Raw genomic sequence first — 24,874 nt, forward strand, 5'->3', positions numbered from 1 at the left:
CGGAGCCCGGGCGCCCCGATGTACGCGGTGGCCCCCGGTGCACCCTCCGTCACACCAGCGGCGTACTCTGTATGGCTGTTCACAGGCCGCCCCTGCCGCTCCCCCGCGACGTCGCGGCACAGTCCGGTCCACGGGGGGAGTTCAGGGAGTAATCGGTGCTGGAGAGTGTGGCGGGGGTGGGGTCGCTCACCGGCACTCCATGGATCTATGCCGTGGTGGCGCTGTCCGTGCTGCTCGACGTGTTCCTGCCGCTGCTGCCCAGCGGCGTGCTGATCGTCACGGCGGCCACGGCCGCCGCGGCCGGTACGGGGGCCGCCACCGGCCAGGTGCCGCGGGAGGTGCCCGACATCCTGGCGCTGACGCTGTGCGCGGCCACGGCGTCGGTGCTCGGCGATCTCGTCGCCTACCGGCTGGCCTGGCGCGGCGGCGAGCGGCTGGACCGGGCCATCGCCCGCTCGCGCCGGCTCAGCACGGCGCAGGAACGGCTCGGCGCGGCCCTGTCCCGGGGCGGCGGCGCCCTGGTGGTCATCGCCCGGTTCGCCCCGGCGGGCCGCTCGGTGGTCTCCTTCAGCGCCGGGGCGACCCACCGCCGGGTGCGCGAGTTCCTCCCCTGGTCCGCCCTGGCCGGCCTGTCCTGGGCCGCCTACAGCGTCGCCCTCGGCTACTTCGGGACCCGCTGGCTGGGCGCCGCCTGGCTGGCGACGGGCGTGTCGGTGGCGGCGCTGTTCGCGGCGGGCGCGGGGGCGGCGTACCTGATGCGCCGGACACCTGGGCGCCCCGAGGCCGAGGCGTCGTAGCGGCCGGGGTCAGCCGGCGGCCTCGCGCCGCGTTCCCCCTCCCCGCACCTCCAGGCCCGCCAGCAGCTCCTCCGTCGCCGCCGCGATCGCCTCGACCGCGTGGTCGAAGACCTCACGGTTGTGCGCGGCGGGCGCCCGGAAGCCCGAGACCTTCCGTACGAACTGCAGCGCTGCCGCCCGGATCTCGTCCTCCGTCGCCTCCTCGGGCAACGCGGGCGGGCGCAGTGTCCTGATGCTCCGGCACATGGCCCCAGTCTCCCCGCCGCCCGGCTCCGGGGACAGCCCCCGGGGCGGCGAAGGACCGGCCGGCCCGGCCCGGCCCGCGGAGGGTTCGTCCCCGGCCCCACAGAGGCATTACCTCCGGTACGCCCGCCACGTCGTGCCGCTGCACTTAGAGCACTGGGCGCGCTTCACCGAGGACGGCACGGTCCTTACCAGGGCGTTCGCCGACGCGGGCCTCGCCGAGCGGCTGCGCCTGCTCACCCGGGCTCCTCCGTCCGGTTGTAGGGCCCGCCGCCGCTCACGCGGTGAGCTGTCCGAGGGCGAGCATCGCGCAGAACAGCACGGCCAGCAGGCCCAGCCCGATGCCGCCGGCGCGGGCGCCGCCGCGCGGGTGGAACAGGCCGGCGACGGTTCCCAGGGTGACCAGCGGCACGCCGACGCGGTCCACCGCCGTGAGCGCGTCGTAGAAGCGAAGCGGGCCGCGCACCCCGTCCTGGCAGGTGTCGCAGGCGATGGCGAGCAGCGGGCCGAGCCCGCCCACGACCAGGCCGGAGAGCAGCACGAACAGGGCGAGGGCGGTGAGCCCGAGGTAGTCGGCGGTGGTCCGCTTCCGGGACCGCGGCTGCGGACCGGCGGCGGTGTGCGTGGTGTTCTCCATGACAGGGACGCTACGGAGCGCGGGGACGTACCGGCATCCGCGCCCGTACTCAGGTGCGCCTCCCCGTACTCAGTCCCTCCCGGCCCCGGCGGCGCGGACCGTGGGACCGGACTCGGACACACGGACCCCCTGGGAGAGTCGCGCCCCAAAATCGAACAGGCGTACCATTGTGCCGTGGCTACGCCGTATGACTTCCCGAGTGACCTCCTGGCCGGTCAGGAGGAGCTGCACCAGGTCCGGGCCGAGCTGTCGGCCCTGCTCAAGCGGCTGCCCTGGTCGGTCGAGCCGCTGGACGGGTTCAGCGACGACGGTGGCTGGCGCAAGGTGGAGCGCCCGGCCTCCCCCGGCTGGACGCCCGACGAACAGGCCGAGGTCGAAAAGCTCCGCCGCCGCGAGCACGAGCTGGCGGTGTTCGTCACCGCCCACCGATACTGGTCCGGGTTCACCGGCCCGGACGGCGTCGACGCCCGCAGCCGGCTCAAGCACGCCCACGGGGCTCCCGGGGCGGAAAACGAGGACGCATGATCTACCACGTGGTGCCGTCGGCCGAGTGGAACGCCGACCCGGACCGGCCCTACGCGCCCGCCTCCCTCGCCGAGGAGGGTTTCGTGCACTGCTCCCCGGACGAGGCGACGACCCTGGCCGTCGTCAACGCCTTCTACCGCACGGCGCCCCGGCCGCTGCTGGCGCTGGTGATCGACGAGGACCGGCTCGCCGCCCGGCTGGAATGGGAGGAACCCGTGCCGGCGCCTCCGCCCGGAGTGCCGGCGGACACCGCGTTTCCGCACGTCTTCGGGCCGATCGGCCGCGACGCCGTGACGCGGGTCCGCGAGGTGCGCTTCGACGAGGAGGGGCGCGCGACGGGTTTGCGGGACAGTCCCCCCGGCAGGGTAGGCTGTCCACTCGTCCCGGGTGCGTAGCTCAGGGGTAGAGCGCCTGCCTTACAAGCAGGATGTCGGCGGTTCGAAACCGTCCGCGCCCACCGATCTCGGCGTACGAGCAGGCCCAGGCCACCGGTACCGACCGGAGACCTGGGCCTTTGCCGTGCCCGGACCGCCGTCGCGCCCCGAGGGCCGCAGCTCGCGGCCGGAACCGGGGACGGGGACGGCCGGGACGGGGACGAACCCGGACAAGGGCGGCCCCGGGCGGTGCGGCGGTGGGGTTTTCCCCACCCCCCACCCGGCAGGGAGCCGGATTCTCCTTCCCCACGCGCCTTCCTAGGCTCGAAGCGATCAACCGGATCGTCGTCCGTCCCAGGGGGAGACCGTCATGACCCGCACCGCCGTCGTCCGCGCCACAGCCGTCACCGGCGCCGTCGTGGCGCTCCTCGCCACGGCCACCGCCTGCGGCGCCTCCGCAGCGGACGACGAGCACCCCGAGCACCGCTCCTTCGCGCTGCGCGGGCACACCCTGACCGTCGACTCCGACGACTCCTCGCTCGAGATCGTCGCCGCCGACGGCAACAAGGCGGGACAGGTCGAGGTCACCCGCTGGTTCCAGGGGTCGGTGATGATCGGCAAGGACCCCAGCGTGACCTGGTCCATGAAGGACGACCGGCTGGTGCTGCGGCTGAAGTGCTCCGGGATCGGCGTCAACTGCGCCGCCAAGCAGCGCATCGAGGTGCCGCGCGGGGTCGCCGTGAAGGTCGAGGGCAAGGACGGCAGCGTACGGGCGCGCGGGTTCCAGGACGCGCTGGACATCCGTACCTCCGACGGCTCGGTGCACGTCACCGACTCCACCGGCCCGCTCCGGCTGCGTTCCGGGGACGGCTCGGTGCGCGCGGAGGTCGCCTCCCGGCAGGTGCGGGCCACCACCGGGGACGGCTCGGTCCACCTCCGGCTCGGCGCCGTGCCGGACCTGGTGGACGCCCGCTCCGGGGACGGCTCCGTCGGTATCACGCTGCCCGACGCCAAGTACCGGGTGACCACGAGGACCGGGGACGGCTCCAGCCACGTCTCGGTGCCCCGCGACGACTCCAGCCGCCATGTGGTGTCCGCGCGCACGGCCGACGGGAGCATCACGGTCCGTACGGCGAACTGACCGGCCCGTGTGTTCGTCCTGTACTGGTGGGAGAATGAACACCACGCAGGGCGGACCACAGGAGAGGGATGTGACGGCCACACCGGCGGCACGGGCCACACCGGCGACACCTCGGCAGCCGCACTCGCCGGATCGGCGGCCCCGGCCCGGCCGGCTCCGGCCCTCCCGGGCCACCTCCCCGACCGCTGCCGCCGCGCGTGACGTCCTCACCCTGCTCGGCCTGCCCGTGCTGGCCGCGCTCGCGCTGCCCGCCGCGTTCGCCGGGGGCGGCACCCGGCGCTGGTTCGGCGGAAGGTCCGAGAGCCACCGGGCCGAGGCGCAGGCGGCCAAGGACGCCGCCGCGGCCGCCTTCTACGAACTCGACACCGCCCAGCGCGACCTGCGGATCTCGATGGAGACGATCACCGCCGTCGACGACTCGCCCGCCGCGCGCCGCGCGGTCGCCGACTTCGAGGCGCTCGGCCGGCGGATCGACGAGGCGAGCCGGCGCTACATCCAGGCCGTCGACGCGCAGGATCTGGACCGGGACGACCTGGAGGCCGCCGCGGCGGCCCGGGCGCGCACCGATCTGGTCGCCGCCAAGGACGAACTGGGCGGCGTCAAACGGGAGCTGGATCGTTTCGCCGACGGTCTGGGGCCGCTGCTCGGCAAGGCCGAGACCCAGCTGGCCCGGCTGGCGCCGGCCGTGGAGCGCGCCCGGCAGGCCCTGCTGGCGGCGAGCAACGCGCTGGACGCCGTACGCGCCTCGGGGCTCGGCGCGGACGACCTCGCCGCCCGGCTCGCGGCGCTCTCGCCGGAGCTGACGAGGCTGAACCAGGGCGCGGGACAGCACGGTGTGCAGCAGACGCTGGACCGGGCCGAGCGGGTGGCGCGGGAAGCGGAGGCCATCCGGACCGAGGCGGAACGGCTGCCGGAGAAGGCCGCCGAGATCGACCACCGGCTGGTGTCGTTGCGCACCCGGGCGCAGGCGCTCACCACACGGGCCGGGCAGGTGGAGCCGGTGCTCAGCGAGCTCAGGCGCCGGTTCACGGCCGCCTGCTGGCAGGACTTGCAGCACGTGCCCGAACAGGCCGCCCAGAACGTGCGGCAGGCCGAGTCGAGGCTGAAGGAGGCGCAGGCCGCCCGGGACGCGCAGCGCTGGCCGGACGCGACGGCGCTGCTGTCGACCGTGCGGGCGCTGCTCAACACCACCGACGAGGCGGTGTCGGCCGCCGGCAACCGGCTGGCGCGGCTGAACGCGGTGCAGAAGGATCCGCGGGGAGAGATCGACAAGACCCGGTTCGCCATCCGGGACGCCCAGCGGCTGGCCATGACGGGCCGGACGACACCGGACCCGCGGCACGCCCGGCCGCTGGACGACGCGGTGGCCCGGCTGGACCGGGCGGTGGACGGCCTGACGGGCCGCCACCCGGACTACTGGCACTTCCTGACGGAGACCGAGGCGGTCCGGGGGACGGCGGCCCGGGTGGTCGCGCTGATCCGCGAGGAGCGGGGAGCCGGTCACTGAAGGCCCGGCCCCCCCGCTCGGGAGCGAAACCGGATCAGGTGCGGTAGGCGTAGTAGTTCGCGTTCGGGTACGACGCGATGAGGCTCGCCACCGACCTGTTGTAGGTGTTGGTGGAGTGGTACGACACGTACGGCACGCCCTCCGGGCTGCGGTAGGTGACGATCATGGTGTGGTCCTTGGACCCGTCCCGGTCGAAGTCCATCTGCAGCACGTCACCGACGTCGAGCTGGTAGACGTAGGGCAGGCTGGTGACCCGCCCCGAGGACAGGGCGAACCAGGAGAACTCGTTGACGCCGATGAACGAGTCCGACACGATCTCGCTGTTGCCGAACCACTTGTGGAAGTCGTACGTGTAGCCGGGCACGTGCTTCCAGCCGCCGGCCTTCAGGGCCTGACTGACGAAGTTGGTGCAGTCGCCGCCGTCACCGTGCCCGTTGTAGTCGGGGTAGTCCGGGTTGTACTTGCTCCAGTACTTCGCCGCGTAGTCCGCCATGGCCTTGTAGTCGTAGGCCCCGGAGGTGAGGTTCTTCGCGTTGGCCGGCGCGTTGCGCTGGGTGGACGAACGGGGCGCCTCGGGCGGGTTGCCGTCGTCGGTCGCGGGCGCGGAGGTGGTCGGTGCCGCGGTCGTCGGCGCCGGAGCCGAGGTCGACGGGACCGTGGTGGGCGCCGAGGTCGACGGAGCCGGGGACGACGGGACCGTGGTGGGCGCCGAGGACGACGGAGCCGGGGACGACGGGACCGTGGTGGGCGCCGAGGTCGACGGAGCCGGGGACGACGGGACCGTGGTGGGCGCCGAGGACGACGGAGCCGGGGTCGACGGCTCGATGATCGACTGCGGCTTGTTCGGCTTGCCGGGCTTCGTCTGCCGCAGGCTGGGCAGCGAGACGCGCCGCGGCTTGGCGATCTGGTTGACGGCGACGCCGTCGTCGGTGTCGCGGATGCCGGTCAGCTGCCAGTTGCCGCGTTTGTCGGCCTGGAACGTCAGCTCGTGGTGGGCCTGGAAGCCGGTGGTCCTCGGCTCGTTGCCGCGGACCTTCTCGTAGGTCAGCGTGGTGCTCTCGGTGACGGCGACCTTGGCGGCGCGGCCCTTCACCTGAGTCGCGTTCAGCGTGACGGTGGTGCTGCCCGCGCTGTACTTCTCGCCGAGCTGCTCCAGGCGGGTCTTGCGGCCGCGCAGCGTGCTCAGCGCGGAGTCCTCCTGGCGGGACTGCGTCCCGGAGAGGCGGACCTTGCCGGAGAAGCCGGAGGTCAGCTGCTGGTGCCGCCCCTTCTTGCCGTCCTTGCCGCCCTTGGTGTCGTCGACCAGGGCCTGGGTGCGGTCGGTGAAGACCGCGTCGGCCAGCTTCTGGAAGGTGGCCTTGGTGGCCGCGTCCACCGTCGGGTCGTCGGTGACCGCCGCTCCCGCGCTCCAGTTGGGCACCAGGGCGACACCGGCCACCACGGAGGCGGCGGCAGCCGTGACGATGGCGGTGCGCCGCCGGCTACGGCTCAGTTTTCTGGACTTCAATGATGTTCCCCTCTACGCCGGTACTGCTACCGGGAAATCGCATCTTCGCATGACCCGGGAGGCGTTTGTGAAGAGGGTGCGCACAAGCGGAACCAAGCGGTTACAGGCGTCACTTGACGACCGAGGACCAGTCCGGGGACTGCGCCGGGTCGAGACCGCGCAGTGCCTGGAGCGTCTCCGGCTTCTGCACGTCCATCCAGTCCGCGAGCTCCTTGAAGGACACGCACTTGACGCCCTGTTTGGTGCAGACGTTCTTGATGACCTGGTCGATGGACTTCATGTAGATGCCCCCGTTCCAGTCCTCGAAGTGGTTGCCGATGAACAGCGGCGCCCGGCTGCCGTAGTAGGCGCGGTTGAAGCCGGCCATGTAGGAGTCGACGGTCTGCTGCTCCCACTGGGGGTACTTGGCGGGGTCGCCCTTGGTCTCGCCCTCGGACTGGTTGTAGAGGAAGTTGAAGTCCATGGACAGGCCCTGGTACTTGCCGTTCTCGTACGGGAGCATCTGCAGCGGGAAGTCCCAGATGCCGTTCTTCTTCTTCGGCCAGATCTGGAAGTCGCCGGGCGAGGAGGCGTCGTAGCGCCAGCCGTAGTCCTTGATGGCCTTGAGCAGGTTGGGCTGGCCCTCCAGGCAGGGCGCGCGGCCGCCGACGACCTCCTTCTTGAAGTCGAAGGGCAGCGGGGCGACGTCGGTGAAGCCGGTGTTGGTCTTCCACTTCTCCACGAAGTCGAAGAACTGGTCGATCTCGCTCTTCCACTCCTCCACGCTCCAGTCGCCGCCGCCCTTGGCGCCGCAGAAGTGGCCGTTGAAGTGGGTGCCGATCTCGTTGCCCTGCTCGTAGGCGAGGCGTAGCTGTCCCACGGTGTCGCGGATGTGCTCGTCGGTGGCGTAGTCGATCGCCGCGTCGCCCGGGTCGTGCATCGGCGGGTGGTAGAGGGACTTCTTGCTCTTGGGCAGCAGGTAGATGCCGGTGAGGAAGAAGGTCATGTGGGCGTTGTACTCCTTGGCCAGCTCCCGGTAGTGCGAGAACAGGTGGTCGCTGCCCTCCAGGGCGCCGTCCCAGGAGAACACCACGAACTGCGGAGGCTTCTCACCCGGTTTGAGCGGTACGGGCTTCAACTCGCCCTTCTGCGGCCCGGTGTACGAAGTGGACCCGTCCCCGAGCACCTTGACCTTGCCGTCCCACTCGGGCTCCTTGGTGGCCGTGGCCGTGGGCACGGGGCTCCCCCCGCCGGCCTTGGCGCCGGCCGAGGCGGTGGGCGCGGTGGAGTCGCTGCGGGTCAGCACGAGGTAGCCCGCCACGACGGAGGCCACGACCAGCAGGGCCGCCAGGGTCACGAATTGGGGACGGGAGGGGCGGCGGCGCGCGGGCGCCTTCCGGCGGCGGCCGGGGGTCGACTTCATGGGCGGCTCGATTCGCGAGGGGGTTCTTCGGGCGGGTGCGGTGCGGCCGTGCCGCCGGTGGTCAGCCGAGCGGTGCCATGGCGCCTGCCCATATGGAGTACGGAACACTGTCGGCGGTTGTTCCGGCGAGCCCCTTCAACGGCAGCGGTTCGAGACTCTTGGCCAGATCCATGCGGTAGACGACGACTGCCGTCGACACCGACTTCGCGGTCCCCACGTACCAGGCGGCGGTGTCCTTCTCGGTGGTGCCCGCCTTGCCGGTCACCCGGGCGCCCGCGGGCGCCGCGGTGGGATGGGCGGTGCGGAAGGCGTCCCCGAGCGCGTCCTCGACCTGCTGGGCGACGGTGGCGCCGACCGCGCGCCGCGAGGCCGGCCGGTCCAGCCGCACGGCGGCGCCGTTGCGGGTGATCCGGGACACCGAGTACGGCTCGGTGCTCATCCCGCCGTCGGCGAAGGTGGCGTAGCCGCCCGCCATGCGGATCGCGCTCGGCGTGGAGCTGCCCAGCGACAGGTCGGGCACCTGCGGGCCCAGGCTGGAGGAGAGCAGTCCGGCCGCCATGGCGGTCTGCTTCACCTTGTCCAGGCCGGTGTCCATGCCGAGTTGCATGAACGGGGTGTTGACCGACTGGGCGAGCGCCTTGCGCAGGGTGATCTTCCCGTAGGACCTGCGGCCGTCGTTGTGGGCGGCGACCTTGCGGCCGCTGCGGTCCCAGTAGGGGCCCTCGGGGGTGGTGACGGGAACGGCGTCGTCGCCGTCGTAGACGCTCTCCGGGGTGACCGGCTCGCGGGCCGCGTCGCGCTGCTTGATGACGCCGTTCTGCAGCGCGGCGGCGTACACGAACGGCTGGAAGGCCGAGCCGGCCGGGACAGTGGAGGCGTTGGACTCGTTGTAGCCCTGGGTGCGGTGGTCGGGGCCGCCGTAGACGGCGACGATCCGGCCGTCGGTGGCCACCGAGGCGGCGCCGTAGTGGGCGCTCTTCGCCGCGCCGGGGTCGGTCTCCTTCGCCCGCTTGCGGGCCTTGGTGACGGCGTCGGTGAGCGCGGTCTCGCGGCCGCGGTCGAAGGTCGTGTAGATCTGGTAGCCGCCCAGGTCGAAGTCCTTGTCGGAGATGTGGGCGGCCTTCTTGGCGTACTGCGTGGCCAGTTCGACCAGGTAGTCGCTCTGCTGGCCGGTGTCGGCGAGCGGGTTGCGCTTGAGCGGCTCGGGGAACGTCGTGTACTTGGCGCGCTCGGCCGGGGACAGCCTGCCGATCTTGACCATGCGGTCGAGGGTCCACTTCCAGCGCTTGACGGCACGGTCGTGGTTCTTCGGGCTCAGGGTGGGGTCGTAGAGGCCGGCGCCCTTGAGCAGGGAGGCGAGGAAGGCGGCCTCGCTGGCGTTGAGCTTGCTGACGTCCTTGCCGTAGTAGGCCTGGGAGGCCCGCTGGATGCCGTAGGTGCCGCGGCCGAACCAGCTGGTGTTCAGATAGCCCTCGAGGATCTTGTCCTTGCTCATCCTGTTGTCGAGCTTGAGGGCGATCATCGCCTCGGTGAACTTGCGGCTGACGGTCTGGTTCTGCGTCAGGTAGACGTTCTTGACGTACTGCTGGGTGATGGTCGAGCCGCCCTCGGTGTCCCCTTCGCCGACCGTGCGCCACAGGGCGCGGGTGATGCCCTTGAAGGAGATGCCGGGGTCGCTGTAGAAGCTCTCGTTCTCGGCCGCGAGCACCGCCCAGCGGACGTCCTCGGGTATGTCCTGCAGCGGCATCGCCTGCCGCTGCACCCAGCCGGTACGGGCCATGGGGGTCCCGTCGGACCAGAAGTAGACGTTGTCCTGCTGGGTGGCGTAACTGTTCAGGTTGTCCGGGATGTCGGTGGCGGCGTAGGCGATGACGAGGAACAGGGTGGTCAGGCCGCACGCCGAGAGGGTGGCGCCGACCCACTGCCGCCAGGAGGGCAGCCAGCGGCGCCAGCCGGTGCGTCCCGGGCGCGGGTACACCGGTTTCAGCTTCCGGGCGTACGGCGCGAGCACGGCGAGGACGGGTGCCAGGCGCCGGCCGACCGGGGCGGTCAGCCGGGCCACGGCCGGGGGCAGGGCGAGCCGGCGGCGCTGCCTCTTGCGCCGGTCCGCCCGCTGACCGGCGGGCCGGGAGGACGGCTTCGGCCGGAAGACGCGCAGCTGCATGGTCTCGTGCGGCTGCGGCTGTTCCGGGCCGGACGGCGGCTGTTCCCGGTTCTGCCGCCGCGGCTCCTCCCGGTCGTGCCGCTCGCGCAGGGCGTCCACCTTGAGCTGCATGGTCTCGTCCGGCCTGGGCGGCGCGGGGTCGGACGGCGGCCGCGCCGACCGGTCCCGCTTGCGCAGCGCGTCCACGCTCAGCTGCATCGTCTCGTCCGCGGTCGGCGGGGGGACGTTCGTCGAATCCCCCTGCGCGGCGCGGCCCCCACGGGGCCGGCGGCCTTCCTCCGGAAGGCCCTCCCCCTGCCCTGCCTCGGTCACGACTGCGTCTCCCTCCGCACTCCGTGTTGCTCGCGCGGGTCGACGCAGCCGCCGCGAACGCGGCCGCCTGCTCCCTCACTCCCAGCCGTCTCACGGCTCTCGCGGCCATACAAAATTATCAGCCGTCTTTTCAATTTCTCCGCATGAGAACGGGACAGAAACGAACACACAAGAAACACAGAGCTCTCTGGGTCTGCTCACGCCCGCTAGCCTGGGCGTATGCCTCGCTACGAGTACCGCTGCCGCAGCTGCGGCAACACCTTCGAACTGAGCCGCCCGATGGCGGAATCCGCCGCTCCGGCGACCTGCCCGGCCGGCCACGACGACACGGTCAAGCTGCTGTCCACCGTCGCGGTGGGCGGCTCGGCGCCCGCCTCCGCGCCCCGCTCCGGCGGCGGGGCCGGGGGCGGCTGCTGCGGCGGCGGCTGCTGCGGCTGACCCCCCGCGACGGCCGGGCGGGCCCGCGGGGGGCCGGGCGGGCCCGCGGGGGCGCCGCCCCCACCGGCCCGCCGCCCCTACCGGGGCGCCCGGGCCGTCCTGAGGAACTCCCGCACGATCCGCTCCCCGGCGAGCACACCGCGCTCGGGCAGTGAGCTGACGCCGGGCGCGGTCCAATCGGTCTCGGCCAGCTCGCCGTGGCCCGGCCGCCAGCCGCGGTCCACGGCGAGCAGCAGGTCGGCGTCGAGCAGCGAGTCGCCCGCGCCCAGCACGAGGTCCGCGCCGGTGCGGCGGGCGACCTCGCGGACCGCGGCGCTCTTGGTGAGCGGCTTGGGCACGGCGTAGATCTTGCGGCCCTGCAAGGAGACCGTCCAGCCCCGCGTCTCCGCCCAGGCGCCGAGCTCCTTCACCCATTGCTCGGGCAGCAGTTCGCGCTCCACGACGAGGTAGGCGAACAGGTCCTCGGCGACCCGCTGCTTGCGCACCCAGACCGGGTCGGCGGTCCGCAGCAGGTGCTCCCGCACCTCCGCGAGCGGTGCGCACTCCCCGGCCAGCCGTTCGGTCACCCGCCGGTGCCAGTCGGCGTCCGACACCCCGTCCACCAGCAGGTGCCCGCCGTTGGCGCAGACGGCGTACGTCGGCGCCGGACCCGGCAGGTTGATGCGCAGGTACTGCTTGCGGGTCCGGGTCGTGGTCGGCACGAACACCGCCGCGTCGCCGAGGTCGGTCAGCAGCCGGGCCGCGGTCTCCGTCATGTAGGACAGCGGCCTGCTCTCGTGCACCTCCACGCACAGCAGGCGCGGCGCGCGGGCGTCCGGCATGGTCAGCGCCAGCGCCGCGGACGAGTAGATGAGCGTACGGTCGAGGTCGCTCGCCACCAGCACCGGCGTCACAGGGCCACCGCCGTGCCGTCGGCGCCGGTCGCCCCGCGGGTGAAGCGGGGGTGGATCAGCCCCACGCAGGTGTACGGCAGGTCGTCCACCTCCTCCACCGGCACCCCTCTCTGCTCGGCGAGCAGCCGTACGTGGTCCAGGTCGGCGCCCGCCCCCGCCTTCGCCAGGATCTTCCACGGCACCCGGCGCAGCAGCACCCGCGTGGTCTCGCCGACGCCCGGCTTGACCAGGTTCACGTCGTGGATGCCGTACTCCTCGCTGATCCGCTCGACCGCCGCCCAGCCCTCCCAGGTGGGCGTGCGGTCCTCGCAGAGCAGTTCCTTCACCGCGGTGTCCACGGTCTCCGCGGCCTCCGGGAAGCGGGCCGAGACGGCGTCGAGGAAGTCGTTGGAGACGTCGGCGCCGGCGAGTTCGCGGTAGAACTTCGCGCCGTGGAAGTCCTCCGGGCCGACCAGGTCGGCACGGAGCACGGTCCTCGAGACGAGCCCGGAGACGGTGGAGTTGAGGCAGGCGGAGGGGATGAGGAAGTCCTCCCGGGTGCCGTACGTCCGCACGCACGAGCCCGGGTCGGCCAGTACCGCGATCTCCGGGTCGAACCCGACGGGGCCGCCGGTCTCCTCGAACTCCCGGATCGCTTCGGCCAGTTCCCGGGTGATGGCGCCCTTGCCGGTCCAGCCGTCGACGAAGACGACGTCGGCGGGGTCGTGGTGGGCGGCCAGCCAGCGCAGCGCGTTGGCGTCGATGCCCCGGCCGCGCACGATGGACACGGCGTAGTGCGGCAGTTCGAGGCCGTGCCGGAAGGCGGCCCAGCGGCGCATCAGCACGCCGACCGGGGTGCCGGCGCGGGCGAGCGAGACCAGGACGGGCCGGGACGCGGGCGTCCGCCCGCTCGACGCGGTGGTGCGGACCGCCCCGCGCCCGCCGCGCAGCGGGAGCTCGGCGAGGACGACTTCGGTGACCACGCCCACGGCCCGGGCGAGCCGGGCGGCGGAGTCCTCCAGGGCCGCCCGGAACAGCTCCTGGTACTGCTCGCTGGGCTGGTACTCCACGGGCAGCGACTCCGCGTAGTGCGCGCCACCGCTCTGTATCGCCTCCTCGCGCTCCTCCGTCGGCGCCTCCAGCGTCACCTCCGAGAGGTCCTGGAGCAGCCAGCCGACCTCCTCGGGGGCGTAGGAGGAGAAGGCTGGGCCGCGCAGGGGTTCGGGCAGCATGGGGCGACTCTCCTGGGAGGAGGCGGGCACGTACGACGGCACGACCGCGAGCAGGACGTGCGGGGTGTGCGCGGCGAGCCGGGCGAGCAGGCCCCGCGGCGCGTGCAGGGCGGGTGTGTCGGCGACCGAGTCGACGACGGCGACGACGGCGTCGAAGCCGCCGCCCGCCACGTTGTAGGCGTAGCGCTCGCCGGGTCCGTCGGCCGGGTCGTCGTGCGCGGGGAAGACCAGCCGGGTGCGGATCGCGTAGCCGGGGTCGTCCACGGCGAGCACCGGCGAGCGGGTGGTGGTGGAGCAGCGCACCTCGGCGTCGGCCGTCCGCTCCAGCTCGCGGGCCAGCCGCAACGGCGCGTACATCAGTTCCTCGGAGCCGAGCACCAGCACCCGTCGGGCGCCCGCGGGCAGCGCCTCGGCGATCCGGGCGGTCATGGCGGGCAGCGCCCGCTCCAGCCGCTCCCGGTGAGCGGGCGTGAAGCCGTGCCGCCCCCCGTCGGGCAGCCCCCGGGGCCAGCGCAGGTCGAGCCGAGTGACGCGGCCGCGGCCGCCCTGGGCGGGCAGGACCGCCGCCCGCTCGTGGCGGGCGACCAGTTCCCGGCCCCGGCGCAGCACGTCCTCGGGCAGGCGCACGGTGCCCGAGGCGGAGGCGATCACGTCCACGCGGGCGCCGATGCCGTGCGCGAAGGCGTCCAGGCGGGCGGTGTCGGCCGGGGAGCGCATGTCGACCAGGGCGACCACGACGTACCGCCGGCGCGGGTGGCGGGCGTGCAGGTCGCGGATGGTGTTGAGGATCGTGTTGCCGGTGGAGAACTCGTCGTCGACCAGGACCAGCGGCCCCTGGGCGGCCAGCAGGGCCGGGTCCTCGGGGAGCAGCAGGTGGGAGGTGGCGTGCGAGTGGGACTCCTCGAAGCCGCCGGCCGGGGCGAGGCCGGCGACGGGACGGCGGGTGGAGTGCAGGTAGGGGACCGGGCCCAGGCCGTCGGCGACCGAGTGGCCCAGGCCCGTCGCGGTCTCCGCGTAGCCCAGGACGACCGCCGAGGCTGCCTCCCGCTCGCCCAGCAGCTCCCGGACCCGGCGGCCCAGGGCGAGCCCGTGGTCGTAGACCACCGCGGGCGACTGGGGCACGTGCTTGCCGAGGACGTTGGACACGAGCAGGTGCGCCCGCTTGGGGTTGCGGCGCAGCGCGAGTCCCAGCAGGCCGGTCAGCTCCTCGCCGCCCACGAGTTCGATCCCGAGCCGTTCGGCGACCCAGGTGCCGGACCAGACCCCGTCGTTCACTGCCTTGTTCATGCGTTCCTTGTGGTGAGTGGGCACGGTGCCGGGATCAGCCGGGGATTCCGGCCGCGAGCAGCTCCACGAAGCCCACGTCCGCCCTGGCGACGCCGAAGACCTCGGCGCGCAGCAGGGTCCGCTCGGCCCAGGCGCGGTGCGGCTTGACCTCGTTCATCTTGTTCGTGTACGCCGACCGCAGCACGCCCCCGCCCCCGCGCTCCGGACGCAGGATGTCCGCCGCGTCGCTGTACTCCTCGTGGCTGACGACCGACAGCGCGTGCACGGGCAGGACGTGGGAGGGGTGGATGCAGGTCTTGCCCAGCAGCCCGTTCGCCTGGTCCAGGGAGATCTCCCGCAGCAGCCCGTCCATCGCGTGCTCGATCAGTCTCTCGCGCAGCCCTGCCGCCTGCACCTCAAGGAAGGGGCTCTGCCGCAATTGCGGCTTGAACATGCGCTCCGGCGCCCGGAAGTACTCCCACACCGGCCCCGTGACCGTGAACCCGGTGCCGTCGGCCCGGCCCAGCATGTTGACCACGTCGGCGATCACGGAGGCGACCACCTGCACGTCGTAGGCGGTCATGTCGGGGGCGCGGCGCAGCCCGTAGGCGGAGCAGAAGTCGGTCACGCCCAGGCGCAGCGCGAGCACCCGGTCCCGGTACTTGTCGACCGCGCGGAAGATCCCCTCCAGGGTCTCCACCCGCGACTCCCGGTACAGCAGCTCGGGCGACTCCAGCACCGGCATGGCGAACAGCCGGCGGCCGCTCGCCGCCTCGGCGGCCTCGAGCGCCTCCAGGTACGGCATCCCGCGCTCGGCGGTGAACTTGGGCAGCACGAAGCCGGACAGGAGCCGGACGGAGGGCCCGAGGCGCCGCACCAGGTCGGGTATCTGCTCGGGGGTGCGGACCCGGATGAACAGCAGCGGGAGGCCGGCGGCGCCGTCGTCCCGGGCGGGGCCGGCGGTCCGGAGGCGGGCGGCCAGGTCGGCGAAGTGCCGGACGAGGTTCTCCTCGCCCCGCTCCACGTCCGCGTCGTCGATGGAGTCCTCCAGGCACAGCACCATCGAGACCACGCCGTTCGCGGCCTGCTTGAGGATGTCGTCGGCGAGGAGCGGCCGGGTGGCCGGGCTGTAGAGCGTGGCGCCCAGGGCCGCGGCGAGCAGCCGGGCCGGGGAGTTGGCGGTGAACTCGCAGGGCTCCTGATGGAAGAGGCGCTTCCGCACCTCAGGAGCGAGGTGCCCGAAATGACGCATGGAACTCCCCCGTGGTGACGCCGAGCAGAAAAAAGGTGGCCGGTAATAGTACGTACGAATCAATGGCATCAGTTCCCATGGAGTGTGAATTTCTGGTAGCGCGGGTGGGCATGGCCGTGGTCGCGGCCCGGGCCGCGTTGTCGTGAGCAGGACCGAGAAGGCAGGATGACCGCATGACGCACGCGATGACGAAGGGGTCGAACGTCCCGCTGGAAGCCGCCACGGTCCGGGCGGTGGTGCGCTGGACGCCGGGGCAGGGGGTGCCGGACGTGGACGCCTCGGCACTGCTCCTCGGTCCCGGCGGTCGTGTGCGCTCCGACGAGGACTTCGTCTTCTACAACCAGCCCCGGCACCCCTCCGGGAAGGTATGGCGGCTCGGCAAGCGGCGGCTCGCGGAGAGTCTGACGGACACGATCCAGACAGACCTGACCGGCGTCGAGCCCGCCGTCGGCCGGATCCTGGTGGTCGCCTCGGCGGACGGCGTCACGTTCGACCGGGTACGGACGCTGAGCATCCTGCTGTACGACGCGGCGGCCGCCGACGGGGAGCCGCTGGCGTACTTCGACATCAAGCCCGAGACCGGCCGGGAGACCGCGCTGATCTGCGGCGAGCTGTACCGGCGGGGTGAGGGCTGGAAGTTCCGGGCGCTCGGCGAGGGCTACTCGAACGGGCTGAAGGGCCTCGCGACCGACTTCGGCATCTCGGTGGACGAGACGGAGGAGGCGGACGCCGACGAGGGCGCGACCGCGCACGTCGCGCAGCCGCTGCCCCCGGAGCAGCCGCCCACGTACGGGTATCCGCAGCAGGCGGCGGGCGCGGTGCCCTCGACCCCGCCGGCTCCCGCTCTGCCCGCGGCCGCCGGTCCGGCGTACGGCCATCCGCAGCCGGCGTACGGGTATCCGCAGTCGTCGCCCGTGCCCGCCGTGGTGCCGGACCCCGACTTCCGGCTGCCGCCGCAGGGTCCGCAGTTCATCGGGCGGTGAACGGACTCCCGGCGGCGCGCCGGGCTGTCCGGCTGTCCCCGGGCTCCGCGGGCGGGGGCCCGGCCCGCCGGGTGCGGGCGGGCCGCGGCACGGCGGGCCCTCGCCGCGCGGGAGGCGTCAGCGGTCGGCCTTCTTGTAGCCCCTGCCCCACTGCAGGCCCCAGCCGTAGAGCCGGTCCAGTTCGGACTGGAAGCCGTAGACGAACTTGACCTCGCGGCGGACGGTCAGCTCGCCGCCCTTGGTGTTCTCGATCAGCACCACCGCGCACGAGCGTGCCTGGGGGTGGCGCTCGTCGAGGCCGATCTCGATGCGCGGGCCGTTGCTCGGGTAGAGCGTGACGACCGCGTGGGTGCGGTCGAAGGCGGGCGTCTGGTCGTAGATGTAGACGAAGACCAGCAGCCGTTTGATGTCGTCGCGGTGGTCGAGGTTCACGTAGATCGTCTCACCCGAACCGGAGCCGAACCGGTCGTCGCCGCTGAGTTTGACGTATGGCGGTGCGTTCACGTCGCCCAGGAAGCCGCCGAGCGGCTGCACGACGCCCTTGGTGCCGTCGGCCAGCTCGTACAGGCAGCCGAGGTCGAGGTCGACGTTGACCATGGACTGGCTGTGCCCGATCACCTCCGGCGGCTTGAGCGCCCTGAAGGGGTGGCGCAGCAGGCTCTCCCGGCTGGCGCCGCCGAAGTCGGAGGTGCGCATCCGCCAGGTCAGGTTGATGCGCAGGTTCCCGGTGGCCGCGCCCTGTTTGGTCAGCGACACCTGGTGGTGCCGTTTGGTCAGCTCGATCGCGTTGGACGCGGCGCTGCCCGAGTCGAACTCGGCCGCGCGTCCGCCCAGCAGACCGTCGAAGAAACCCATTCCCGCCCCGCATTCACACCCTGGTCACCGCCCCGCACGCATGCCGCGGGGCGGCCCGGAGGATCCGGCTCGGCCTGCTCGCCGTCCTCCTCGTCGGCCGCCCCGTTCGAAGCGTTCCCTCGCCCGGAGGGCTGTCACACCCCGGACCGGACCTCAGTCTTCTCCCCCGGGCCCGCCGCGCTCCCCTCCGCGGCCGCCAGCGCCCGGTTGCGGCGCACCGAGGACCAGAAGGACCAGGCGATCAGGACCACGCCGACCAGACCGGTGATCACCTCGTTGATCTCGTACTGGATGGTGACCATGAGGATCACGGCCAGCGCGCCGATCGCGTAGTGGGCGCCGTGCTCCAGGTAGACGTAGTCGTCGAGGGTGCCCTGGCGGACCAGGTACACGGTCAGGGAGCGGACGTACATGGCGCCGATGCCCAGGCCGAGGGCCATCATGACGATGTCGTTGGTGATGGCGAAGGCGCCGATCACGCCGTCGAAGGAGAAGGACGCGTCCAGGACCTCGAGGTAGAGGAACATGAAGAACGCGGCCTGGCCGGCCAGCCTGACGGCCGAGCGCTGCTTGCCGGTGCGGGCGGCCTCTTCCTCCTCCTCGTGCTCACGCTCCTCCTCCGCCTCCAGCCGGTCCTCGAAGAACCCGGACAGACCGCCGACGATCAGGTAGGTGATCAGACCGGCGATGCCGGCGATCAGCACCGTCTGGGCCTTGTCGGCGTGCGCGCCGCCGTGCTGGTGGGCGTGGGCGGCGAAGGTGAAGGAGGTGATCAGCAGGACGATCAGGGAGATGCAGACCGACAGCATGTCGACCTTGCCGAGTTTGGCCAGCGGCCGCTCGATCCAGCGCAGCCACTGGATGTCCCGGTCCTCGAAGATGAAGTCGAGGAAGATCATCAGCAGGAACATGCCGCCGAAGGCGGCGATCGCCGGGTGGGCGTCGGTCACCAGCTGCTGGTAGCGGTCCTTGTCGTTGAAGGCCAGGTTGACGGCCTCGACGGGACCCATCTTGGCGGTGATGGCGACGATGACGACGGGGAAGACCAGCCGCATGCCGAAGACCGCGATGAGCACGCCGACCGTGAGGAAGATCTTCTGCCAGAAGGCGTTCATCTTCTTCAGGACCCCGGCGTTGACCACCGCGTTGTCGAAGGACAGCGAGATCTCCAGGACGGCGAGGATCGCAACGACCCCGAAGGCGGTCCACCCCCCGTAGAACACCGCCGCGACCAGGCCGAGCGCGGTGATCGCGAACGACCAGCCGAAGGTTTTCAGAAGCACTGGCTACCCAATCCGTACGTGTACGGGGCTCCCCCGCGCCGTACTCGGCTTTACGAAACGTTGACTCCGAAGTCTAGAGCGATGCCCCGCAAGCCGGACGCGTACCCCTGTCCCACCGCCCGGAACTTCCACTCGCCCTGGTAGCGGTAGAGCTCGCCGAAGATCATGGCCGTCTCGGTGGAGGCGTCCTCGCTCAGGTCGTAGCGGGCGAGCTCCTGGCCGTCGGCCTGGTTGACGACGCGGATGAAGGCGTTGGAGACCTGTCCGAAGGTCTGGCCGCGCTCGTCGGCCATGTGGATCGAGACCGGGAAGACGATCTTCTCGCACTGCGGCGGCACCTTGCCGAGGTCCACCAGGATCGATTCGTCGTCGCCCTCGCCCTCGCCGGTGAGGTTGTCACCGGTGTGCTCGACCGAGCCGTCCGGGCTCTTGAGCTGGTTGTAGAAGACGAACCACTCGTCGCCCATCACGCGGTTGCCGGCCGAGCAGAGCAGCGCGCTGGCGTCGAGGTCGAAGGGGGCTCCGGTGGTGGAGCGCGCGTCCCAGCCGAGTCCGACCATGACGTTGGTCAGATTGGGTGCGGCCTTGGACAGGGAGACGTTGCCTCCCTTGGCGAGCGTGACGCCCATGATGCTGGTCCTCCCCGGGGATGGTGCTTCTCTCGTTTTCCTGCGCGTCCGGCGCCGCGCGGAAACGCGCGGCGCCGGACGGTCAGGCGTTCAGTCGCTCGGGTGTTCGTGAGCGTCGGACGTACGGCTCAGACGTTCACGCCGAAGTCCTGGGCGATGCCACGCAGGCCCGAGGCGTACCCCTGGCCGATGGCGCGGAACTTCCACTCCGCGCCGTGGCGGTAGAGCTCGCCGAAGACCATGGCGGTCTCGGTCGAGGCGTCCTCGCTCAGGTCGTAGCGCGCGATCTCCGCGCCACCGGCCTGGTTCACCACGCGGATGTACGCGTTGCGGACCTGGCCGAAGGACTGCTGGCGGTTCTCGGCGTCGTAGATCGAGACCGGGAAGGTGATCTTGTCCACGTCGGCGGGGACAGCGGCGAGGTCGACCTTGATGACCTCGTCGTCGCCCTCGCCCTCACCGGTGAGGTTGTCACCGGTGTGCTCGACCGACCCGTCCGGGCTCTTGAGGTTGTTGAAGAACACGAAGTTCTGGTCGCTGCCGACCTTGCCGGCCGTGTTCAGCAGCAGCGCGCTGGCGTCCAGGTCGAAGTCGGTGCCCGTGGTGGTGCGGGCGTCCCAGCCCAGGCCGACCAGGACCGCGGTCAGGCCCGGGGCCTCCTTCGTCAGCGATACGTTGCCGCCCTTGCTGAGGCTGACTCCCACGAGTCCTCCATTGGTGTCCGGGGGCGGGGAGCCCCGTCGTGCATCGGATATGGGATCAACGTCTCGATCCTAGTGACGGGTTCCCGCCTCGGGCGGACCGTGCGACCCGATGATCAGATGGTGTCGAGCGCCTTGACGTACTCGTTCAGGTCGCGGGCGTCCGGCAGACCGTTGACCACGGTCCAGCGCACGACGCCCTCCTTGTCGACGATGAAGGTCCCGCGCACGGCGCAGCCCTTGTCCTCGTCGAAGACGCCGTAGGCGCGCGAGGCGGCGCCGTGCGGCCAGAAGTCGCTCAGCAGCGGGTACTCCAGGCCCTCCTGCTCGGCGAAGACCCGCAGGGTGTGGATGGAGTCGTTGGAGACGGCGAGCAGCTGGGTGTCGTCGTTGACGAACTTCGGCAGGTTGTCGCGCAGCTCGCACAGCTCGCCGGTGCACACGCCGGTGAAGGCGAACGGGTAGAACAGCAGCACCACGTTCTTCTCGCCGCGGAAGTCGGACAGCCGCACGGTGCGGCCGTGGTTGTCCTTCAGCTCGAAGTCGGGTGCCTTGTCGCCGACCTGGATCGCCATCGTCCTGCTTCCCTTCGGTGGGACTGTTCGGGTGGCTCCACCCTACGCAGCGATCACCGCGGGCCTGCGGACGGGCCGACACGAGCCGGCCCGTCCGCCGGGCGCTCCGGGCGTCCGGGGGCGGTTCGGGCCCCCGGGGTCCGGGACTACTTCTTGGACTTCGCGGCCTTGGGCGTCAGCAGCCTGGTGCCGTTCCAGTCCTTGCCGACGCTGACGCTCTTGGTCTGCGCCAGTCCCGCCGTGGTCGCGGCGTCGCCGATGTCGCTGGGCTCGACGTATCCGTCCCGGCCGGTCTTCGGCGTCAGGAGCAGGATCACACCGCCCTCGTCCAGGAAGCCGAGGGTGTCGACCAGCGAGTCCGTCAGGTCGCCGTCCTCTTCACGGAACCACAGCACCACGGCGTCGGCCACGTCGTCGTAGTCCTCGTCGACGAGCTCGCTGCCGATCGCTTCCTCGATGGACTCGCGGAGCTCCTGGTCGACGTCTTCGTCGTAGCCGATCTCCTGGACCACCTGCCCGGGCTGGAAACCCAGCCTGCCGGCCGGGTTGGTCCGCTCCTCCGCGTGGTCCGCGGTCGCGCTCACGGGTTGCCTCCTGATGGTGTTGCGATTGGGTCTTCGGCCTCGCGCGTGCGCGAAGCGTTGGCCGTAGTCCACACGTGCGGGCCGGATCGCGCAAGTACCCGGCGGTTCGGACCGCCGAAACGGTGACGTTCCCGGCTGTGTCGCCGCAACTCCTGACACCGTATCCCGGGCGATGGTGACGTACACCACACCATTGTGTCCGTTTCGCCCGGTCGGCAACCTCCGCCGTCGGGGCCATTGGTCCCCGGCCCGCCCCCTTACCACTCGGTAGAGGTGACTTTGCCTGTTGCGAGGTACACGATGGGGAATGGTTCAGGCACAGGCAGACAACCCGATCGCAAACCAGAAATGTCGCCCTCTGACAGGTAAGGAACAGCGTGGCTTCCGGATCCGATCGAAACCCGATCATCATTGGCGGCCTTCCGAGTCAGGTTCCTGACTTCGATCCCGAGGAGACCCAGGAGTGGCTCGACTCGCTCGACGCGGCGGTCGACGAGCGGGGCCGGGAGCGGGCCCGCCACATCATGCTCCGGCTGATCGAACGCGCCCGGGAGAGGCGCGTGGCCGTGCCGGAGATGCGCAGCACGGACTACGTCAACACCATCCCCACCAAGAGTGAACCGTTCTTCCCGGGCAACGAGGAGATCGAACGCAAGATCCTCAACGCCACCCGCTGGAACGCCGCGGTGATGGTCTCCCGCGCCCAGCGTCCCGGGATCGGCGTGGGCGGCCACATCGCCACCTTCGCCTCCTCCGCCTCGCTCTACGACGTCGGCTTCAACCACTTCTTCCGCGGCAAGGACGACGGCCGCGGCGGCGACCAGGTCTTCTTCCAGGGACACGCCTCACCGGGCATCTACGCCCGCGCGTACCTGCTGGACCGGCTCACCGAGCAGCACCTGGACGGCTTCCGCCAGGAGAAGTCCAAGTCGCCCTACGGCCTGTCCAGTTACCCCCACCCGCGCTCGATGCCGGACTTCTGGGAGTTCCCGACCGTCTCCATGGGCCTCGGCCCGATCGGCGCGATCTTCCAGGCCCGGATGAACCGCTACATGCACGCGCGCGGGATCGCCGACACCTCCGCCTCGCACGTGTGGGCGTTCCTCGGCGACGGCGAGATGGACGAGCCGGAGTCGCTCGGCCAGCTCTCCATCGCCGCCCGCGAGGGCCTGGACAACCTGACCTTCGTGGTCAACTGCAACCTCCAGCGCCTGGACGGCCCGGTGCGCGGCAACGGCAAGATCATCCAGGAGCTGGAGTCGGTCTTCCGCGGCGCCGGCTGGAACGTGATCAAGCTGATCTGGGACCGCTCCTGGGACCCGCTGCTCGCACAGGACCGCGACGGCGTGCTGGTCAACCGGATGAACACCACGCCGGACGGCCAGTTCCAGACCTACGCCACCGAGTCCGGCGCCTACATCCGCGAGCACTTCTTCGGCGACGACCACCGGCTGCGCGCGATGGTCGAGAACATGACCGACCACCAGATCCTGATGCTGGGCCGCGGCGGCCACGACCACCGCAAGATCTACGCGGCCTTCAAGGCGGCCGTGGAGCACGAGGGGCAGCCCACGGTCATCCTGGCCAAGACGGTCAAGGGCTGGACCCTGGGCCCGAACTTCGAGGGCCGCAACGCCACCCACCAGATGAAGAAGCTGACGGTCGAGGACCTCAAGCGCTTCCGGGACCGGCTGCACCTGCCGATCTCCGACAAGGAGCTGGAGTCCGGGCCGCCGCCGTACTACCACCCGGGCCGCGACTCGGAGGAGATCCAGTACATGCACGACCGCCGCAAGGGCTGCGGCGGCTACGTGCCGACCCGGATCGTGCGCGCGAAGCCGCTGCCGCTGCCCGGCGACAAGACGTACGCGACCGTGAAGAAGGGCTCGGGTCAGCAGGCCATCGCCACCACGATGGCCTTCGTCCGGCTCCTGAAGGACCTCATGCGGGACAAGGAGATCGGCAGGCGGTTCGTGCTGATCGCACCGGACGAGTACCGTACGTTCGGCATGGACTCCTTCTTCCCGAGCGCGAAGATCTACAATCCGCTGGGCCAGCAGTACGAGTCCGTCGACCGCGACCTGCTGCTCGCGTACAAGGAGTCGCCGACCGGGCAGATGCTGCACGACGGCATCTCCGAGGCGGGCTGCACGGCCTCCGCGATCGCGGCGGGCTCGGCGTACGCCACGCACGGCGAGCCGCTGATCCCGGTCTACGTCTTCTACTCGATGTTCGGTTTCCAGCGCACCGGCGACCAGTTCTGGCAGATGGCCGACCAGCTCGCGCGCGGCTTCGTCCTCGGGGCGACCGCCGGCCGCACGACCCTGACCGGTGAGGGTCTGCAGCACGCCGACGGCCACTCGCAGCTGCTGGCCTCGACCAACCCGGCGTGCGTGGCCTACGACCCGGCGTACGCGTACGAGATCGCGCACATCGTGCAGGACGGCCTGCGCCGTATGTACGGCGGCGACGAGCGGCATCCGCACGGCGAGGACGTCTTCTACTACCTCACCGTCTACAACGAGCCGATCCAGCAGCCGGCCGAACCGGCGGGCGTGGACGTCGAGGGCATCCTCAAGGGCATCCACCGGGTCTCCGCGGGCCGGGCCGGCGAGATCCCGGCGCAGATCATGGCGTCCGGCGTGGCGGTGCCCTGGGCCCTGAGGGCGCAGAAGATCCTCGCCGAGGACTGGAACGTCAAGGCCGACGTCTGGTCGGCGACGTCCTGGAACGAGCTGCGGCGCGAGGCCGTGGCGTGCGAGGAGCACAATCTGCTGCACCCGGAGGAGGAGCAGCGGGTGCCGTGGGTGACGCGGAAGCTGAGCGGCGCCGAGGGGCCGTTCGTGGCCGTCTCCGACTGGATGCGGTCGGTGCCCGACCAGATCGCCCGCTGGGTGCCGGGGCCGTACCAGTCGCTGGGCGCCGACGGCTTCGGCTTCGCCGACACCCGGGGCGCGGCCAGGCGGTTCTTCCACATCGACACCGAGTCGATCGTGGTGGGCGTGCTGACCGAGCTGGCCCGCGCGGGGAAGGTCGACCGGTCGGTGCTCAAGCAGGCCATCGACCGCTACCGGCTGCTCGACGTGACGGCGGCCGACCCGGGCGCGGCGGGCGGCGACGCGTAGGACGCCGCCCGGACACGCGACCGGTCCCCCGCCCCTCCTCGTGGAGGGGCGGGGGACCGGTCCTGTGCCGTTCCGTACCGCCCGGGGTCAGAACATGCCGTTGCCCCAGGTGGCCGCCCCGGCCAGCCAGATGATGGCCAGGAGCGTGTCGATCGCGCCCAGAACCAGGGCGACCAGGGCCGGGACCGAGCGGTCGGAGCCCGCCCAGCTGCGGCCCATCGCCAGCCATCCGCAGACGACCGCCACCGGGCCCAGGACGATGCCCAGCACGAAGAACCCGGCGATCGCGCAGATGGTTCCGATGATTCCGAGCGTCGCGCGGTCCGGCCCGGTCCGTGACCATGTACGGCTACGTGAGCGGGGGTATCCGCGCGTTCCGTGTCCGAAGCCCGCCATCATCAACTCCCTGAACCCCGGGTCGAGTCGGCGTTCTTCGGGGTTCACCGTGCCGGGTACCCCGGATCCGCGCG

At 71.6% G+C, this 24,874-nt stretch carries 23 protein-coding genes and 1 tRNA gene; 9 read left to right on the plus strand and 15 right to left on the minus strand.

Annotated elements, in window-relative coordinates; translation table 11 throughout:
- Positions 1–155 precede the first annotated feature (155 nt).
- The gene (locus ACF061_RS02670; protein ID WP_392264954.1) at positions 156–797 is read left to right on the plus strand and encodes a DedA family protein; all 642 of its coding nucleotides are present in this window, start codon (positions 156–158) and stop codon (positions 795–797) included.
- A gap of 9 nt (positions 798–806) precedes the next feature.
- Here the strand turns inward: ACF061_RS02670 and ACF061_RS02675 are convergent, their stop codons facing one another.
- Complete coding sequence (locus ACF061_RS02675; RefSeq protein ID WP_392264955.1) at positions 807–1,043, minus strand: DUF2277 domain-containing protein; 237 nt, start codon at positions 1,041–1,043, stop codon at positions 807–809.
- A 274-nt stretch (positions 1,044–1,317) separates the two neighbouring features.
- Complete coding sequence (locus ACF061_RS02680) at positions 1,318–1,677, minus strand: hypothetical protein (RefSeq protein WP_392264956.1); 360 nt, start codon at positions 1,675–1,677, stop codon at positions 1,318–1,320.
- A gap of 174 nt (positions 1,678–1,851) precedes the next feature.
- Here ACF061_RS02680 and ACF061_RS02685 point away from each other — a divergent pair, with 174 nt between their 5' ends.
- The 5 genes from ACF061_RS02685 (at position 1,852) to ACF061_RS02705 (ending at position 5,224) form a co-directional block, all read left to right on the plus strand.
- Positions 1,852–2,202, plus strand: coding sequence for a hypothetical protein (locus tag ACF061_RS02685; protein WP_392264957.1), 351 nt, complete (start codon positions 1,852–1,854; stop codon positions 2,200–2,202).
- A complete protein-coding gene (locus ACF061_RS02690; protein WP_392264958.1) occupies positions 2,199–2,597 on the plus strand; it encodes a DUF952 domain-containing protein in 399 nt (132 codons plus the stop codon). Before ACF061_RS02685 ends, ACF061_RS02690 begins: the two co-directional genes overlap by 4 nt.
- Positions 2,588–2,659 (plus strand) — tRNA-Val (locus ACF061_RS02695). Before ACF061_RS02690 ends, ACF061_RS02695 begins: the two co-directional genes overlap by 10 nt.
- 287 nt (positions 2,660–2,946) lie before the next feature.
- Complete coding sequence (locus ACF061_RS02700; protein WP_392264959.1) at positions 2,947–3,717, plus strand: DUF4097 family beta strand repeat-containing protein; 771 nt, start codon at positions 2,947–2,949, stop codon at positions 3,715–3,717.
- 34 nt (positions 3,718–3,751) lie between these two features.
- Positions 3,752–5,224, plus strand: a complete 1,473-nt coding sequence (locus ACF061_RS02705) for a hypothetical protein (RefSeq protein WP_392264960.1) — start codon at positions 3,752–3,754, stop codon at positions 5,222–5,224.
- A gap of 34 nt (positions 5,225–5,258) precedes the next feature.
- Here ACF061_RS02705 and ACF061_RS02710 read toward each other — a convergent pair whose 3' ends face one another.
- From ACF061_RS02710 to ACF061_RS02720, 3 genes are all read right to left on the minus strand, one after another.
- On the minus strand, positions 5,259–6,665 hold the full coding sequence (locus ACF061_RS02710) for an amidase domain-containing protein (RefSeq protein WP_392265381.1): 1,407 nt from the start codon (positions 6,663–6,665) through the stop codon (positions 5,259–5,261).
- 175 nt (positions 6,666–6,840) lie between these two features.
- Positions 6,841–8,133: a hypothetical protein gene (locus tag ACF061_RS02715; RefSeq protein ID WP_392264961.1), complete on the minus strand. Its 1,293-nt coding sequence runs from the start codon at positions 8,131–8,133 to the stop codon at positions 6,841–6,843.
- Between the two features lie 61 nt (positions 8,134–8,194).
- The gene (locus tag ACF061_RS02720; RefSeq protein ID WP_392264962.1) at positions 8,195–10,495 is read right to left on the minus strand and encodes a transglycosylase domain-containing protein; all 2,301 of its coding nucleotides are present in this window, start codon (positions 10,493–10,495) and stop codon (positions 8,195–8,197) included.
- 333 nt (positions 10,496–10,828) lie between these two features.
- Here ACF061_RS02720 and ACF061_RS02725 point away from each other — a divergent pair, with 333 nt between their 5' ends.
- Positions 10,829–11,047, plus strand: a complete 219-nt coding sequence (locus ACF061_RS02725) for a zinc ribbon domain-containing protein (RefSeq protein ID WP_392264963.1) — start codon at positions 10,829–10,831, stop codon at positions 11,045–11,047.
- Positions 11,048–11,124: 77 nt separating this feature from the next.
- Here the strand turns inward: ACF061_RS02725 and ACF061_RS02730 are convergent, their stop codons facing one another.
- The 3 genes from ACF061_RS02730 to ACF061_RS02740 are packed head-to-tail and all read right to left on the minus strand — an operon-like array spanning position 11,125 to position 15,669.
- Positions 11,125–11,940, minus strand: coding sequence for an HAD family hydrolase (locus tag ACF061_RS02730; protein ID WP_392264964.1), 816 nt, complete (start codon positions 11,938–11,940; stop codon positions 11,125–11,127).
- The gene (locus tag ACF061_RS02735) at positions 11,937–14,438 is read right to left on the minus strand and encodes a phosphoribosyltransferase (RefSeq protein ID WP_392264965.1); all 2,502 of its coding nucleotides are present in this window, start codon (positions 14,436–14,438) and stop codon (positions 11,937–11,939) included. The genes ACF061_RS02730 and ACF061_RS02735 overlap by 4 nt, the downstream gene beginning before the upstream one ends.
- A gap of 34 nt (positions 14,439–14,472) precedes the next feature.
- Complete coding sequence (locus ACF061_RS02740) at positions 14,473–15,669, minus strand: HpcH/HpaI aldolase/citrate lyase family protein (RefSeq protein ID WP_392264966.1); 1,197 nt, start codon at positions 15,667–15,669, stop codon at positions 14,473–14,475.
- 173 nt (positions 15,670–15,842) lie between these two features.
- Between ACF061_RS02740 and ACF061_RS02745 the strand changes: the two genes are divergently transcribed.
- A complete protein-coding gene (locus ACF061_RS02745; protein WP_392264967.1) occupies positions 15,843–16,652 on the plus strand; it encodes a TerD family protein in 810 nt (269 codons plus the stop codon).
- A gap of 117 nt (positions 16,653–16,769) precedes the next feature.
- Here the strand turns inward: ACF061_RS02745 and ACF061_RS02750 are convergent, their stop codons facing one another.
- From ACF061_RS02750 to ACF061_RS02775, 6 genes are all read right to left on the minus strand, one after another.
- The gene (locus tag ACF061_RS02750; protein ID WP_392264968.1) at positions 16,770–17,507 is read right to left on the minus strand and encodes a Tellurium resistance; all 738 of its coding nucleotides are present in this window, start codon (positions 17,505–17,507) and stop codon (positions 16,770–16,772) included.
- 134 nt (positions 17,508–17,641) lie between these two features.
- Positions 17,642–18,790 (minus strand): DUF475 domain-containing protein, encoded by a 1,149-nt coding sequence (locus tag ACF061_RS02755; RefSeq protein ID WP_392264969.1) that lies wholly within the window; start codon positions 18,788–18,790, stop codon positions 17,642–17,644.
- A gap of 50 nt (positions 18,791–18,840) precedes the next feature.
- Positions 18,841–19,419, minus strand: a complete 579-nt coding sequence (locus ACF061_RS02760; RefSeq protein ID WP_392264970.1) for a TerD family protein — start codon at positions 19,417–19,419, stop codon at positions 18,841–18,843.
- A 128-nt stretch (positions 19,420–19,547) separates the two neighbouring features.
- Positions 19,548–20,123, minus strand: coding sequence for a TerD family protein (locus ACF061_RS02765; RefSeq protein ID WP_392264971.1), 576 nt, complete (start codon positions 20,121–20,123; stop codon positions 19,548–19,550).
- Between the two features lie 113 nt (positions 20,124–20,236).
- Positions 20,237–20,695, minus strand: coding sequence for a peroxiredoxin (locus tag ACF061_RS02770; RefSeq protein WP_392264972.1), 459 nt, complete (start codon positions 20,693–20,695; stop codon positions 20,237–20,239).
- A gap of 146 nt (positions 20,696–20,841) precedes the next feature.
- Positions 20,842–21,279 (minus strand): DUF3052 domain-containing protein, encoded by a 438-nt coding sequence (locus ACF061_RS02775; protein ID WP_392264973.1) that lies wholly within the window; start codon positions 21,277–21,279, stop codon positions 20,842–20,844.
- Positions 21,280–21,656: 377 nt separating this feature from the next.
- On the opposite strand from ACF061_RS02775, the gene aceE reads away from it, so the two are divergent.
- Positions 21,657–24,404: a pyruvate dehydrogenase (acetyl-transferring), homodimeric type gene (aceE, locus tag ACF061_RS02780; protein ID WP_392264974.1), complete on the plus strand. Its 2,748-nt coding sequence runs from the start codon at positions 21,657–21,659 to the stop codon at positions 24,402–24,404.
- 87 nt (positions 24,405–24,491) lie between these two features.
- Here aceE and ACF061_RS02785 read toward each other — a convergent pair whose 3' ends face one another.
- Positions 24,492–24,803 (minus strand): small hydrophobic protein, encoded by a 312-nt coding sequence (locus ACF061_RS02785; protein WP_392265382.1) that lies wholly within the window; start codon positions 24,801–24,803, stop codon positions 24,492–24,494.
- Positions 24,804–24,874 lie beyond the last annotated feature (71 nt).

Source organism: Streptomyces sp. NPDC015220, from assembly GCF_043079345.1.
Classification (GTDB): Bacteria; Actinomycetota; Actinomycetes; order Streptomycetales; family Streptomycetaceae; genus Streptomyces.